This window comes from Tenacibaculum sp. (assembly GCF_048269885.1).
Lineage (GTDB): Bacteria > Bacteroidota > Bacteroidia > Flavobacteriales > Flavobacteriaceae > Polaribacter.
The window spans coordinates 23897-40165 of record NZ_JBLWTZ010000008.1 but is presented as its reverse complement, the minus strand read 5'-3'; the positions used below and the strand labels follow the sequence as shown (position 1 = coordinate 40165).

Below are 16269 nucleotides of genomic sequence, written 5' to 3'. Positions count from 1 at the left end.
ATAATCACATATGAAAAAAGTAATTGCTATTCTAGTTTTAATAATATCTCAATTCTCTTTGTTTTCTCAAACAAAAAATTGGAACACATCTGCTGGTACTAACCCAAGAAGCCTAAATTTTAAAAATGGTGTTTTTAATAATAACATGGAATATTTTGCCATGGCAAAGGTTTCAGACAAAAATAGCACCGACTATTACAAAAATGCAACTGGCCAATATTACCTCAGCAAAGATTGGGAAAAATGCCGAGTAGTTACCAAAGACAATAAAGATTATGTTTTCAATACTTGTAACTACAACATATATGACAAAAGGTTTGAATATATTATAGACAACACAACCTTCTTTTTAAAAAAAGATCAGGTATCCTCTGTTTTTATCAATAAAATGAAGTTTGAACCATCAACACTGAAAATTGAGAACGATAATAACTATTATCGACTTATATACGCCTTTAACAATAACCTTAAACTTATAGAACTTTACAAGCTAAAGAAAAAAAGCATTCCCTCTTCATCTAGTTTGGGATTGTATGTTAATAAGGTAGAAAAAAAAGTTAAAAAATTTATACTAAAAAATGATGAACTTATTCTTTTACCTAAGTCTAAAAAGAAAATATTAAGCTTGCTTGGTAAAAAATATGAGAAAGAAAAACACAAAAAACTAAATATTAACAAAGAAGAAGATCTTATCACACTAATAAAGTCATAAAATCGCACCTAAATTTAAACGAATATATAGTTACTGAGTACGTTGTTTTATTTTTCTTGTACTAACTAAGGCAACTATGATTCCTTTAATATTTTTTAATTCCTTAAGAAAAGGTGCACTTTTATAGTAATATCTTCTTATAAAACCACAAGTGTTATTAATATCTATTCTAAAAATGAACTTCTTTTGTGTTAAAAAATTGTTTATTTAAGATATATTTATGATTTTAGCGCTTAATTAATTCAAATAATTACATAATGAGAACAAAGTTTAATGGAATTTTAACGCTTCTTTTGGCGTTAATTGTGCAAATATCCTTTGCACAAGAGAGAACGATTTCAGGTACTGTTTCAGATGAATCTGGTCCATTACCGGGGGTTACGATTTTAAAAAAAGGTACTACACAAGGTACTGAAACAGATTTTGATGGAAATTATTCTATTCAAGCAAAGACAGGAGATATTCTTGTTTTCAGTTTTGTTGGTATGAAAACTACCGAAAGAACTGTTGGAGCTTCAAATCAAATTAATATTGTATTAGAAACAGACAATTTACTAGAAGAGGTAGTTGTTGTAGGTTATGGTACCACAACTAAAAAAGCTTATGCTGGTACAGCTGCTGTTATTGATACAGAAAACCTTGAAGCTAAATCATTTTCAAACGTATCTCAAGCTTTAGCGGGTGAGGTTGCTGGTGTAACTGTAATTAACACATCTGGTCAACCAGGTACCGTTGGTACAGTTCGTATTCGTGGATATGGTTCTCCTTTAGGAAACAGAAATCCTTTATACGTTATTGACGGTGTTGCATTAGGTAGTCAATTTAACTTAAACTCAATCAACCCTGCAGATATTAAAAGTACTACTGTTTTAAAAGATGCAACGGCAACGGCTATTTATGGGTCGAGAGGAGCTAATGGAGTTATCTTAATTACTACTAAGTCTGGAACTTCTTCGGCTGAATCATCTTACATTGAAGCTGATGTAAAAACAGGGGTTAACTTTCAGTCTATAGCTAGATATGATGTTGTTCAAAGCCCAGAAAAATATATTGGTTTAGTATGGGAAGGATTATACAACAGAGGTGTTGGCGCAGGAGAAGCTGATCCTGTAGCCTATGCTAATGGATTATTATTGTCTGATAATGGTATTGGTTCTGGTTACAACATGTGGGATGCTGCAACTGCGGCTGACTTAATTGACCCAAGTACGAGAACTGTAAGACAAGGAGTTAACAGATTATTCACTCCTGAAAAATTTGCTGATGAGGCTTTTGGTACTGGAATCAGAACTGAAGCCAACTTAAGATTAGGTGGTGGTTCAGAGAAATCTAAGTACTTCTTCTCTATGGGATATTTAGATGACGCTGGATACTCTATAAACTCTGATTATAACAGAATCACTACTAGATTAAACTTAACTTCTGATATCAAAGATTGGTTAGAAGTAGGGGTTAATATGGGATATGCTTATTCAGAAACTAATAATAACGGACAAACTGTTGGTTCAGAGAACTTATTTGAGTTTGCTGATAAAATGGCTCCAATTTATCCAGTTTTTGCTAGATACCCTAATACTGGTGACTTAATTCCAGATCCTGTTTATGGAGGTGCTCAATACGATTATGGTACGCCAACGGGTACTACCAATGGTTTTACAAGAGCAAGACCTAACGCAAACTTATTAAACCCTATCGGTTCAGCTGTTTTAGATATTAACAGAGCTGAAACTCATGCCTTAAATGGTAATGTTAGTGCTAAATTTAAATTATCAGATGAGTTCACTTTTGAAACTAGATATGGTGGACAGTATTCATTTGATAGATTTGCTTCTGCTGATAACCATGTATATGGTACAGGAGCTAATAATAATGGAAACTTATTCTTAAGAGATCGTATCAGATGGTCTCAAACATTCACACAGTTATTACGTTTTGAGAAATCTTTTGGAGATCATAATTTCGATGCTTTAGTTGCACATGAAACTTTTGAATACAGATTTGAAGAATCTGGTCAAAATAAACAAGAAGTTATTGTTCCTGGTTTATTAAACTTAGATAACTACTTAATCTCTGCTAGTCCTGCTTATGGTTATAAAAATGGTTCTGCTATAGAATCTTACTTTGGTCAGGTAAACTATAACTACTTAAACAAATATTACTTAACTGGTTCATTGAGAACTGATGGTTCTTCTCGTTTCATCAAAGATAAGTGGGGTGTATTTGGTTCTGTAGGTGCTTCTTGGGTAATTAGTGAAGAGGACTTTATGTCTAACAGTATTTTCTCTTACTTAAAAGCTAAAGTTTCTTGGGGTGTTACTGGTGATCAAGATGGTGCTGATGCAACTGACGCATTTAATGTATTTGGTTCAGACGTTGCAGGTAATAGATTAGCATTATTCGAAACTACACCTGGTAGAGATGCGTTAACTTGGGAAACTTCAAGAATGTTACAAGGAGGTATTGAAGCTTCTTTAGGTAACTATTTAGATGCTAATTTTGATTACTATAGAAAAAATACAGATAACCTTTTCTTTAACCAAAGAGTTGGTCCTTCTGCTGGATTTTCTTCAATCTTAGTAAATGATGGTGAATTATTAAACGAAGGTTTTGAATTTGATGTTACAGGTCACATTATAAACAAACAAGATTTTAAATTAGATTTATCTGTTAATGGGGAAATCTTAAATAACGAGTTTGTTACCTTACCATTAGACCCTACAACTGGTAATCAAAAAATCATTGATGAAAACTCAAGTTTAGATGGTGCTTATGCATATGCTCCTGGAAGATCTATGTTTGATTTCTATATGAGAGAATGGGCTGGTGTAGATCCTGCTGATGGTGCTCCAATGTGGTACCAATACTATGACGATAAAAATGACAACGGTGTCTTAGATGCTGGTGAAGGAGATTTTTCAACTCTTGAAAATGGAGACGATTCTTCTACAAGTTCATTATATGAGTATGAGAAGTTATCTTCAAATACGAATATTAAAAGACAAGTTACTAAGACTTATGCTGATGCAACTCAAGTATACTTAAACAAGTCTTTTATTCCAGATTTAAGAGGTTCTTTTAGATTATCAGGTAAAGTTAAAAGCTTTGACTTCTCTACTCAGTTTACTTATAGCTTAGGTGGATATGCTTACGATGGTCAATATGCTGAATTAATGAGTGATCGTTTTGGTGCCGCTGGTAATAATTTCCATAAAGATATATTTAACAGATGGCAACAACCAGGAGATGTTACTGACGTTCCTGCTTTAACAGATAACTTTATTACAAACGGTACATCTCAATCTTCTAGATTTATTACTAGTACAGATTATATTGCTTTAAACAATGCTAGAGTTGGTTATACAGTTCCAAGTAAGTTTATGGGAGAATCTGGAATTGACAATATCAATATCTGGGTTTCTGGAGATAACTTGTACTTAAATAGTGCAAGAAAAGGATTTAATCCTAGTGTAAGAGAAAATGGTAGTTCTGCTAGACGAATTTATGCTCCAGCAACAACCATTACTTTGGGTGTAAGAGTTAAATTTTAAAAAATTTACAAAATGAAAAAAATATTAAATATAACTTTATTAGCAGCAGCTTTAAGCATCTCTTTTAGTTGTAGCGATGAATTATTACAAAACAATGGAGTTTCAGGTGAATCTCAGGCTACTGATGAATTCACTAATGCTCAATTAGAACAAGGAGCTTTAACAAACGAAGAAATACCAGCAGCATTCATTAATGGTATATATGCCCAAATGTTCCAAACTGGTACAGGTGGTACTAACTTGAACCATGATGATTTTGGTCAAAAGGGATATGATATTTACGGAGATATGCTTTGTGGTGACATGGCTTTAAGTGTAAGTACTTATGGTTGGTACCGTTCAGAAATCACTGAATTTCAAGCTCCTTTAGACTTCACTAGAGGTAGAAACAGAATGGTATGGAGATATTACTACAGACTTGTTAGATCTGCTAACAACGTAATTCAAACTTTAGGAGGTAATGATTTTACTCCTGAAACTGATTTTAACAAGCATGCAATGGGACAAGCTTTAGTAATGAGAGCACACTCTTATTTCTACTTGACTCAATATTTCCAAAAAGAATATAATGCAACTGAAGAGATTTTACCTTTATACATTGAACCTATCGGATCTAATCTTCCAAAATCTACTGCTTCTGAAGTATATGATTTAATGGAGAAAGACTTAAGAGATGCTATTATTTTATTAAATGGATTTAATAGAACTGATAAAGTTCAAGTTAACCAAGATATTGCTAAAATGATGTTAGCTTATGTTCTTGGTGCTAAAGGAGGTAGAGATGCAGAAGTAGCTACTTTAACTCAACAAGTTATTAACTCAGGAAACTATACAATGCTAGCTTCAGGTGAAGTTACTAACGGTTTTAGTGACTACGCTTCTCCAAGTTGGATGTGGGGTGTTGACATTACTGATACAAACGAACTAGATTTAGTTTCTTGGTGGGGGCAAATTGATGCTTTCTCATATAGTTATGCTTGGGCTGGAGATTATAAAGCTATCGATTCTGACTTATATGCTGCTATCCCTAATGACGATACTAGAAAAGGTCAATTCTACAATGTTTCAACTAGTGGAAGATACTTACAGCCATTATTCAAGTTTTTTGCTTCTAGCGAAATTGGAGGTACATCAAGAACTGTAACTGCTGACTACGTATACATGCGTATTGAAGAAGCTTACTTATTAAATGCTGAAGCAAATGCAAAGAGTGGTGCTGAAGGAGCTGCTAGAACATCTTTAAAAGCTTTAGTGGAAAGAAGAGTTCCTGATGCTTCTTATATCGATGGATTAACTGGTCAAGCTTTATTAGATGAAATTTACTTACAAACTCGTATAGAATTATGGGGTGAAGGTAAGAGTTTCTTAGCAATGAAGCGCTTCAAAGCTACCACTTCAAGAGGTGCTAACCACCTTTCTTTTGTAGGTGAAGCTATACCATACAATGATGAGAGAATGCAATTTGAGATCCCTTTAGATGAGATTCAAAACAATCCATTTATCTCGAACCAAAACCAATAAACAACTTTTTTTAAAAACCACTAATCCTAATAGGGTTAGTGGTTTTTTTATTTCTCAAACCAATAACTATAAAACTCAATAATTATGAAAAACATAAAATTACTATTTCTAGCTATGGCTGCTAGCTTTTCTTTAACTAGTTGTGAAGACGAGGTTGAACCTTTAAATACAAACTACATTACTTTTAGCAAACCTTCTTATTCTACAGGTGTTGATGTTGGTTCAACTACTACTTATGATGTGACCATTTACACAGCTAATCTCACTAGTTCTGATAGAACTTTTACTGTTTCTGTAGATATGGAGGCTACTAATGCTGATGCTGGTTCTTATACTGTACCTAGCTCAATAACTATTCCTGCAAATCAAAATGAGGCTACATTACCTGTTCAATTATCTGATGTTAATCTTGGTATTGGAGTTAATAAATTAGTTTTAAACTTTGGTACTGAAGCTGGACTTTCAAACGGTGGCTCAACAACAATTAATTACATACAAAATTGTACTGAAATAACAGGAACATTAGATATTGTTTTTGATGGATACGGTAATGAAACTAGTTGGGAAATTTTAGACTCATTAGGAGGTGTTGTTGCCTCTGCTGATTTAGGAACATATAGTGAAGGACAAGCTTCTGCCTCTATACCAGTAACACTATGTGCTGGAAGAAACTTTACCTTTGTTATTAATGATGACTACGGTGATGGTTTAAGCTATCCTGCAAATGGTACGTATACACTTACTATAGGGGGTGTTGTTAAGGCTTCAGGTGGAGGAGATTTTGGTTCTTCTGAATCTACAGACTTTGACACTAACTAATAGTTAAGTTATTTTAAAATAAAAAAACCACCTCACTTGAGGTGGTTTTTTTATACCACAAAATCAACTACATTTGCAGTATGGAACAAAACACAAACATTTTTGGTATTAGAGCCATTATAGAAGCCATAGAAAGTGGTGCTTCTATTAACAAAGTATATCTTCAAAAAGGCTTAAGAGGTGATTTATTTTTTCAATTAGACAAACTTCTTAAGAAAAACAAAATATCTACTAGTGTAGTTCCTACTGAAAAACTTGATCGCTTATCTAAGCATAATAATCACCAAGGTGCAGTAGCCAAAATTTCTCCAATAGAATTTTGTGATTTAGAAAGTTTAATAGAAGAAACTTTAAATGCTAAAACTACTCCTCTTTTCTTATTACTAGACCAAATTTCTGATGTAAGAAATTTTGGTGCAATTATTAGAACTGCTGAATGCACAGGTGTTAACGGAATTATCATCCAAAAAAGCGGCAGTGCTCCTGTAAATGCTGAAACTATTAAAACTTCTGCTGGTGCTGCATTCAAAGTACCTATCTGTAAAGTAGATCATATTAAAGATGCTATTTTTCAATTGAAAGCCGCTGATATTAAATTAGCTGCTGCAACTGAAAAGACAGAATCTTCTATTTTTGATGTCGATTTCAATCAACCCATAGCTATCGTAATGGGATCTGAACACAAAGGTGTAAGTAATTCTGTGTTAAAAATGGTGGATTACAAGGCTAAACTACCTCTTTTAGGAGAAATAGAATCGTTGAATGTTTCAGTAGCCTGTGGTGCTTTTTTATATGAAACAGTAAGACAACGCTTATAAATTAAGAATCCTGCTTTTAGCAGGTTTTTTTATTCTTCCTCTTTGTAAACATAGTTATACCTTATTTCTTGTAACTCTACTTCTTCTTCAATTGGTGGTATATAATTTCCATGTTCATCAAACATCTCATCAAACTCCGTTTTAGAAAACTCAAACTTTTCTCTTACGATTCCTTTTCTTCTATACAATAAAGAAAGAACAAAACCGGTTATTAATCCAGATAAATGCCCTTCCCAAGACATTCCTTCTTTTATTGGAAGTACATACCACACCATACTTCCATATAAAAAAATGGTAATAAAAGAAACAGCTACTAATCTGTAATTCCTTTTTATAATTCCACTAAAAAGCACAAAGCTAAAAAGTAAATATACTATGCCACTTGCTCCAATATGATATGACTCTCTAGCGATGATCCAAGTTAATAATCCAGTCACAAGCCCTCCATATATCAAAACTTTTGCTGCTACTTTAGTATAAAAATAAAAAAGGCATGCAGAGAGCACAAATAAGGGAACAGAATTGTTAAAAAGATGATTGGTATCACTATGTATAAAAGGCGAGCAAAAAACCCCTTTTAAACCACTAAAATTTCTTGGAAATATTCCTAATTTATTAAAATTCCATCCAACTTTTATTTCCAACCAGTAAACAAACCATATTGTAAAAACAAATAGTAGAGGAATGGTAAAAACAGCCGGAGAAAATTTTAAATGTTCTTCAGTTTTCATACAATTGAAAGTAACAAAAATAAATCCAAAGTAGCATTTCTGAAGTTCTGTCATAAATCTTTGTTATTTTTACATTATGAATCAACCTTTGGCAGAAAGAATCCGTCCACAAAATTTAACTGATTATATCAGTCAACAGCATCTAGTAGGTGAAAATGGTATTTTAACCAATCATATAAAACAGGGAATTATTCCTTCTTTAATTTTATGGGGACCTCCAGGAATTGGTAAAACAACCCTAGCAAATATTATTGCAAATGAATCTGGACGTCCATTTTATACTTTAAGTGCTATTAGCTCTGGCGTAAAAGACGTTCGTGAAGTAATTGAAAAAGCGAAGAAAAGCGGTGGACTCTTTACACAGAAAAACCCAATTTTATTTATTGATGAAATTCATCGTTTTAGTAAATCACAACAAGATTCTTTATTAGGAGCTGTAGAAAAAGGCTGGGTAACTTTAGTTGGTGCTACTACTGAAAACCCTAGTTTTGAAGTAATACCTGCCCTACTCTCTCGCTGTCAGGTGTATATTTTAAATTCTTTTGATAAAAATGATTTAATTGCCCTATTGCATAGAGCTATGGAGAGAGATGAAATTATTTCTCAAAAAAAAATCAGTTTGAAAGAAACAGATGCACTACTGCAAGTTTCTGGAGGCGATGCTCGAAAGCTCTTAAATATTTTTGAGTTATTAGTTGCCGCTGAGGATAAAATCGAAGTTACCAATGAATTGGTACTATCTAAAATTCAGAAAAATACCGTTCGATATGATAAAACTGGTGAACAACATTATGATATTATTTCTGCCTTTATAAAGTCTATAAGAGGTAGTGATCCCAACGCTGCTGTTTATTGGTTAGCTAGGATGATTGAAGGAGGAGAAGATGTGAAGTTTATTGCTCGTAGAATGCTTATTGCTGCTTCTGAAGATATTGGTAACGCTAATCCCACAGCGTTGATTTTGGCCAACAATACATTTCAAGCTGTTTCTGTTATTGGCTATCCAGAATCTCGGATTATTTTGAGTCAGTGTGCTGTATATTTAGCGAATTCAGCAAAAAGTAATGCCTCGTATATTGCAATAGGTGAAGCACAAAATTTGGTCAAAACTACAGGAGATTTATCAGTTCCCTTACACTTAAGAAACGCCCCTACCAAATTGATGAAAGATTTAGCATATGGAAAGGAATACCTTTATTCACATAACTATGCGGGAAATTTTATAAATCAAGAATTCTTACCAGAGGAAATTAAAAACACAAAACTATACGAACCGGGTAACAATGCAAGGGAAAATCAGTTCAGAGAATTACTAAAAAAACGTTGGAAAGATAAATACAATTATTAAAAAAGAGAGTTAGGCAACTCTCTTTTTGTATTTTCAATTAAAACTTTATTTGATATTTCTTAGTCGTTTTTATACCGTTCTTATAACATTCTACATACCAAGAATCCCCATTTTTGTATAAGATTCCGTTTTTATCTTCAATCACAAATACGTTTTTCACATTAGTTTCTAATACTTTGTAAACAACTTCTGGTTTGATATTTACTAACTGAAACCCATTAATTATAGATTGAGCATATAATGTGCTTTCTGAAGTCTTTTTTTCTTCAAGATCAATGTTTTTAGGCTCCATAACTTCAACAGTAGGAGCTAACTGAACTTTTTCTTTACTTTTTACTATATCTACATCTTTTGAAGGAGTATACTTATACTGTAGCTCTCGTATAGACTTAAATGCATTACGAATGGCTTCGTGATATGCTTTTTTATATTCCTTCTCTTTACTTTTACCAATTTGAGATCTGAATACTACTGTATTATAACAATCTCTTAGTTCTACAATGTTTTTTGTTATAAACATACCCGAATCATCTTTAACAACACCTGTCAATGCCAAACATCTATTATCTACTACATCTGCTGGTAAGCTTTCATCTTCTAAAAAAGCTGTAAACCCATATTTATTAAATAAGAATTTTGTTAATGAGCTTATTTGGTATTTATCTCTTCCTTTCACAAAATCAAACTTAGTAGGTACTATAACGTACTTATAGTTATGAATAGGTTTTTGAGCAAAACATGTGGTTGTTATAAATAATGCTATAAAAAGTATTTTTTTCATTCTATTCTATTTATTAAGTGTAATTGTTCTATTTGTTTATAAACATTTCTTTAATTCTGGCAGGGTAGCTACTTGTTGAATTTCTTTTGCTTTTTTTTCTTTTGAAAAGTGTATTGCCCACATTCCAGCATTTATGGCTCCTAACACGTCCGCTTCATAACTATCTCCAATCATTACTGATTGTTGGGCCTCTGCTCCTGCCTTATGTAGTGCAAATTCAAAAACTTTGGGGTTGGGTTTTTTAACTCCAACGCACTCAGAAGTAATTATTTGTTTGAAAAATTGATGAATTCCCGATTTTTTTAATTTTAAGTTCTGTATTTCTTTAAAACCGTTTGTAATAATATGCAAATGATACTTCTTTTCTAAATACTGTAACACCTCTATCGCCCCTTCAAACAAGTAGTTATAATTCGGTAAATAACAAATATAATCTTCTGATATTTCGCTAATTAAACCATCTGAAATTGTATAATTTAAACAATCAAATGTTTCTTTTAACCTACGATATCTTAATTCTGATTTTTCTATTCTATCCTCTCTGTACAGTCTCCAATACTTTAAATTTACAGGAACATACGCTTCTAAAAACTCATCTATTGCAATGATTATTTTTTTTTCTTTAAAAATTTGTTCAAATGTAAGTTTAGAATTCCTATCAAAATCCCATAGTGTATGATCTAGATCAAAAAACAAATGTTGTATTCCTTTTTCTTCGTTATACATTACTTACTATTTTAAGTGTTGAATTGTATAACCTACTCCATCCCCTCCATCTTAAATAGTTACTCAAACTTTCATTATGGAACACTGTAATAAAAGTACCATTTACTGATTTTACCTCATTTTTTAAATCTCTAACTTTTCCTAAAGACTGTTTAGGTGTTAGCTTCATATAATCGTTTAATGTTGCATCCATTAGTGCAAAAGGGAATATTTTTAAAGGGGTTTGAATTTCAAAATCTAAGTCATAAAAATAAAATGGAGTACAAGTGCTGGCACGAAATCCTACATGTGTTGCATATCCCATTGAGTAGTCTTCCTCTATTTCTAAATCTATTAATTGTTGATAGGTTTCGGGTAACGATACTCGTAAATAATGTTGTCTTGAACGCTTGATAGGCATATTGGTTATTGTTTCTAAACGTTCTTTTTCTTTTTTTAACATTACAGAATCATTCATGGTGTAATATGAAGGGTGCAATCCTACCCTAGCATAATCAACCATGTCTTTTATTAGTAATTTAAATTTTCTTTTGGAAGCAGACACATTGGTATCAAATGTTGTGTAATCGCCTATGAGAAAGAAAAAAATGGTTTTCACATCATGAGTTCTCTTCAACTCAAGAATTTTCTGAAAGGTATCGAAAGGGTCTTTTTTAATATTAAAAAGTACAGCAAATCGATCCCAAATAGTAAAAACCTTTAATTGGGAAATATCTTTTAAAAAGCCACCTATTGTTCTTACAAAACTTTTATGTCTATATGCGTAGGCATTATCAACATCAATCGTTGATAGGTATTGAAATGTTCTTGTTGTATGTTCAAAATCAGGAAACTTTTGTTTTAGAGTCTCTAAAAATTTAAATGCCCAAATATCAACCAAAGGTTTTTCTAAGAAATTATTTTGATAAGCGATACTCTCACTTGCAGTGAATCTTCCATGTTTATCTTTTATGTGTGGTAAATATTCTTCATATCGTGAAATTAAAAAGAAACTGGCAGCAAAAATATCAAATGGAATCTCAGAAGCTTCTACAGTAGCAAAGAAGCAGGGAACTTCATCCCATTTTTGAATAATTATCTCTACATCTTTTATCCCTTGCTGAAACAACAACTCATTACTCTGAACAAAAAACTCCTTACCCAAAGGTACATTTGTATATGAAAACTTAGGTCCATTATAAGCTACAAACTCTTCTACCTTACCTGTAAAATCGATTTGAACTTGTAAAATACGGGTGAAAATGTGTTTGAAAATATAACGTACTCTCGGAGTAACTTTATGGGTATAAATAAGTATCATAAACAGTAAATAGTAATCGTAATACGATTATAAAATTCCTTCATCTGCAAAGCTAAAATACGCTTTTTCAGTAATTATTAAGTGATCTAATAATTTAATCTCTAAAGTTACTCCTGCTTGTTTAATCTTCTCCGTAATCTCAATGTCAGATTTACTAGGCGATAATTTTCCTGAAGGATGATTATGACAAACAATCACTCCTACTGCTGAAAGCTCTAATGCTCTTTTATACAACAGCCTTATGTCTACTAAAGTGGCGGTGAATCCTCCTTTACTCAATTGATGCTTTGCTAACACTTTGTTTGAGTTATTAAGATATAGTACCCAAAACTCTTCATATTGTAAATCACCGATAAGAGCTTGCATAATTTTTACAACATCAATGGAACTCTTTATTTTAGACACACTTGTTCTCTCTTCAAATAGCCTTCTTTTACCAAACTCTAGAGCAGTTACTACAGAAATCGCTTTCGCCTCGCCTATTCCTTTAAACTTCATCAACTCTTCCACCGATAGTTTTGCTAAAGCATTAAGATCATTATTTACCGACAACAATATTCTCTTAGCTAAAGCCACTGCACTTTCATTTCTATTTCCTGAACTTATTAAAATTGCGATTAGCTCAGCATCAGACAATACTGTTTTTCCTTTAGACATTAGTTTTTCTCTTGGCCTATCATCTAATGCCCATGACTTTATAGATATTTTTTCCATCTTTTTCCTTTTTTATAGCTCGATACATTATTTTATTACGTTACGGTTCGTTAATTACTTTTTCTTATAGACCTATAAATATAATTCATTTTTTGCACAACCAAAAGAAGCACAGTATCTTTGCACTCTATCTTTTTTAATTTTTAATATGAAGATTATCATAGCCGGGGCTGGAGACGTTGGTTTTCATTTGGCTAAACTCCTTTCTTACGAAGCGCAAGACACATATGTAGTCGATTTTGATGGTGAAAAATTAGAATATCTAAACAATCATTTAGATGTTATCACCAAAAAAGGAGACGCTACCTCTATAAAATTATTAAAAGAAATAGGGGTAAGCTCTGCCGATTTGTTATTAGCAGTTACTGAAAGCCCTAATACAAACTTTACAATTTCTGTAATAGGTAAAGCTTTAGGTGTAAAGAAGACAATTGCTCGAATTAGCAATCCTGAATTTTTAAACAACCCTTGTATTAACTTCAAAGATTATGGTGTGGATTTTATGATTTCTCCAGAAGAATTAGCTGCAGAGGAAATAAAATCCCTACTTAATCAGTCTTCATTTAATGATACTGTTGCTTTTGAAAATGGAGTTTTCAATATCATGGGAACCACACTTGGGTATAAGTCTCCTATTCTTGACCTTACAGTTAAAGAAACTAAAGAAAAGTTTTGTTTAGTTGACTTCATTACTATAGCCATAAAACGTGAAGGAACTTCTCAAACAATTATCCCACGTGGAGATACAGAATATAAAATAAACGACCAAGTATATTTTTCTGTACCTAAATATAGTATAGACAAGCTCTACCCTATCATAGGTAAAGAATATATCGACATTACAAATGTGATGATTTTAGGTGGAAGTCGGGTTGGTAGAAAAACAGCTAGAAAACTTTGTAAAGATAATTTTAAAGTAAAGCTTATAGAAAAAGATAAAGATAAAGCCTTACAACTTGCTGAAGACCTCCGCAATACTTTAGTTATTTATGGAGATGGTAGAGATTTAGAGCTGTTAGAAGAAGAAAGCATTAGAGAAATGGATGCCTTTGTGGCAGTTACAGGAGACTCTGAAACCAATATTATGTCTTGTTTAGTTGCAAAATCTAAAGGTGTTAAGAAAACAGTAGCTTTAGTTGAAAATATGGATTATATCAATATCTCTCAAACTATTGGTATTGATACTTTGATTAACAAAAAGCTAATCGCAGCAAGTAACATTTTTCGCCATATTAGAAAAGGTGAAATTGTAGCTTTAGCAAATTTACACAATGTTGATGCCGAAGTTTTTGAGTTTGAGGTACATCCGGGTGCTAAAGTAACCCAAAAAATAATTAGAGAATTACGTTTTCCTAGAGAAGCCATTATTGGTGGTGTGATTAGAAACGGAGAAGCATTAATGTCTTTTGGTGATTTTCAAATGCAAAGTGGTGATAAAGCCATTGTTTTTTGCTTACCAGAAGCCATTAGTATTGTAGAAGATTTATTCAAATAATGGGAAGCCTTAATCTTAAATTAGTTTATCGTTTTTTAGGAGTTACAGCCATCCTTAACGGACTGTTTATGTGGCTTGCCTTACCCATAAGTTTTTATTACGACGAATCCGCTAAATTGGGAATTCTAAATGCCGGAATCATTACCATAGCAATTGGTTCATTATTATTTTTTTTTAATAAACCCGATAACAAAAACATTCACAAAAAAGAAGGCTATCTTATTGTTACTTTAGGTTGGCTTACCTTATCCTTTACAGGTATGCTCCCTTACTTGCTTACAGAAAGCATTCCTAGTGTTGCCAATGCTTTTTTTGAAACAATTTCTGGATATTCAACCACGGGTTCCTCTATTTTAACTGATATTGAGTCTATGCCTAAAGGTATTTTGTTTTGGCGCAGCTGTACTCATTGGATTGGGGGAATGGGAATTATTGTGCTAACTATTGCTATTTTACCATTACTAGGCATTGGAGGAATGCAACTTTTCATGGCAGAAGCTCCTGGGCCTTCAGCTGATAAGTTACATCCTAGAATTACTGATACTGCTAAACGTTTATGGTTAATTTACGTTTTATTAACTGCTCTTGAGTTTGTATTGCTGAAGGTGGCAGGAATGACTTGGTTTGATGCCATTAATCATGCCATGGCAACTGTGAGTACTGGTGGATTTTCTACTAAAAATGCTAGTGTAGCTCATTGGAATAATGCTCCATTAATTCAATACATTATCATCTTTTTTATGTTTATTGCCGGTACCAATTTTGTACTTACCTATTTCGCTTTAAAAGGAAAGGTTAAGAAAGTAATACAAAGTGAAGAATTTAAGTACTACTTCTTTGGAATTATTGGAATTTCTACCATTGTGGCCTTAATGATTATCTTCTTTCAAGACCCCAATTTACAAACCAGTATTGAGCATCCTAAAGTATGGGGAGAAGTGGAAAGTGCTATCAGACACTCTTTATTCTCTGTTATATCTGTAGTAACCACGACAGGATTTGTTACCGCCGACTTTACAATGTGGAGCTTTTTTGTTACTGCAATATTCTTCTCTTTATTTTTCTTAGGAGGATCTGCAGGGTCTACATCAGGAGGAGTAAAAATTGTTCGCCATATCATTATGTTGAAGAATAGCTTTTTAGAGTTTAAAAAATCACTCCACCCAAATGCAATAATACCAGTACGCTATGATGGAAAAGCAGTAAATCAAACGATTATTTTCAATATACTTTCCTTCTTTGTGCTTTATATGTTAATTTTTATAATAGGCACTGTAGTTTTAGCTCTTTTAGGTTTAGACATAAAATCTGCCTTAGGAGCCTGCGCCTCCTCTCTAGGTAATATAGGTCCCGCTATTGGTAGTGTAAGTCCTGTAGATAATTTTAATCATTTATCAGTAGGAGCAAAATGGTTTTGTTCCTTTTTAATGTTAATTGGACGTTTAGAGCTTTTCACTGTGTTAATTTTATTAACCCCTTTCTTCTGGAGAAAGAACTAACTGAGCTAACATACTATACTACCAGTAAACAACTTTTCTATGTAAACGGATATACCTTAAAAATATACGTTTACGTATTAATCGAGCACACTTAAACAATAGAACTAAAGTTTGGTTTGGTTTGTTTTTAAATTTGGTTTAGAAAACAAATATTCAACATTTAGCAATTTCACAAACTTGTGACAGATACTGTAATAAACAAATAATTAAACAGTTACACAAAGCATATTGTTTTTTTTACTAAATTGTTGTTCTTA

General features: G+C 32.5%; 13 protein-coding genes. 8 read left to right on the top strand and 5 right to left on the bottom strand.

What is annotated here, in order from left to right; translation table 11 throughout:
* Positions 1–10: 10 nt before the first annotated feature.
* The 5 genes from ACN0WY_RS07640 to rlmB all read left to right on the top strand — a co-directional run bounded on the left by ACN0WY_RS07640 (position 11) and on the right by rlmB (position 7418).
* On the top strand, positions 11–712 hold the full coding sequence (locus ACN0WY_RS07640) for a hypothetical protein (protein WP_330489031.1): 702 nt from the start codon (positions 11–13) through the stop codon (positions 710–712).
* Between the two features lie 257 nt (positions 713–969).
* Entirely contained in the window at positions 970–4260 is a 3291-nt protein-coding gene (locus ACN0WY_RS07635; protein WP_417799994.1) for a SusC/RagA family TonB-linked outer membrane protein, read from the top strand.
* Between the two features lie 12 nt (positions 4261–4272).
* Complete coding sequence (locus ACN0WY_RS07630) at positions 4273–5781, top strand: RagB/SusD family nutrient uptake outer membrane protein (RefSeq protein ID WP_417799993.1); 1509 nt, start codon at positions 4273–4275, stop codon at positions 5779–5781.
* 84 nt (positions 5782–5865) lie between these two features.
* Entirely contained in the window at positions 5866–6600 is a 735-nt protein-coding gene (locus tag ACN0WY_RS07625) for a hypothetical protein (protein ID WP_417799992.1), read from the top strand.
* Positions 6601–6680: 80 nt separating this feature from the next.
* Entirely contained in the window at positions 6681–7418 is a 738-nt protein-coding gene (gene rlmB / locus ACN0WY_RS07620; protein WP_330489027.1) for a 23S rRNA (guanosine(2251)-2'-O)-methyltransferase RlmB, read from the top strand.
* A gap of 29 nt (positions 7419–7447) precedes the next feature.
* Here the strand turns inward: rlmB and ACN0WY_RS07615 are convergent, their stop codons facing one another.
* Positions 7448–8149 carry a rhomboid family intramembrane serine protease gene (locus ACN0WY_RS07615; protein ID WP_330489026.1) on the bottom strand — a complete coding sequence of 234 codons (702 nt, stop codon included), beginning with the start codon at positions 8147–8149 and terminating at the stop codon, positions 7448–7450.
* A 76-nt stretch (positions 8150–8225) separates the two neighbouring features.
* Here ACN0WY_RS07615 and ACN0WY_RS07610 point away from each other — a divergent pair, with 76 nt between their 5' ends.
* Entirely contained in the window at positions 8226–9497 is a 1272-nt protein-coding gene (locus tag ACN0WY_RS07610) for a replication-associated recombination protein A (protein ID WP_330489025.1), read from the top strand.
* Positions 9498–9534: 37 nt separating this feature from the next.
* On the opposite strand, the gene ACN0WY_RS07605 is transcribed toward ACN0WY_RS07610, so the two are convergent.
* The 4 genes from ACN0WY_RS07605 to radC are packed head-to-tail and all read right to left on the bottom strand — an operon-like array spanning position 9535 to position 13018.
* Entirely contained in the window at positions 9535–10278 is a 744-nt protein-coding gene (locus ACN0WY_RS07605) for a hypothetical protein (RefSeq protein WP_417799991.1), read from the bottom strand.
* Between the two features lie 36 nt (positions 10279–10314).
* Positions 10315–11004 (bottom strand): YjjG family noncanonical pyrimidine nucleotidase, encoded by a 690-nt coding sequence (locus ACN0WY_RS07600; protein ID WP_417799990.1) that lies wholly within the window; start codon positions 11002–11004, stop codon positions 10315–10317.
* Entirely contained in the window at positions 10997–12304 is a 1308-nt protein-coding gene (locus tag ACN0WY_RS07595) for a polysaccharide deacetylase family protein (RefSeq protein WP_417799989.1), read from the bottom strand. Before ACN0WY_RS07595 ends, ACN0WY_RS07600 begins: the two co-directional genes overlap by 8 nt.
* Positions 12305–12331: 27 nt before the next feature.
* On the bottom strand, positions 12332–13018 hold the full coding sequence (gene radC / locus ACN0WY_RS07590; RefSeq protein WP_417799988.1) for a RadC family protein: 687 nt from the start codon (positions 13016–13018) through the stop codon (positions 12332–12334).
* A 148-nt stretch (positions 13019–13166) separates the two neighbouring features.
* On the opposite strand from radC, the gene trkA reads away from it, so the two are divergent.
* A complete protein-coding gene (gene trkA / locus ACN0WY_RS07585) occupies positions 13167–14513 on the top strand; it encodes a Trk system potassium transporter TrkA (RefSeq protein ID WP_330489020.1) in 1347 nt (448 codons plus the stop codon).
* Positions 14513–16012 carry a TrkH family potassium uptake protein gene (locus tag ACN0WY_RS07580; protein WP_330489019.1) on the top strand — a complete coding sequence of 500 codons (1500 nt, stop codon included), beginning with the start codon at positions 14513–14515 and terminating at the stop codon, positions 16010–16012. The genes trkA and ACN0WY_RS07580 overlap by 1 nt, the downstream gene beginning before the upstream one ends.
* Positions 16013–16269 lie beyond the last annotated feature (257 nt).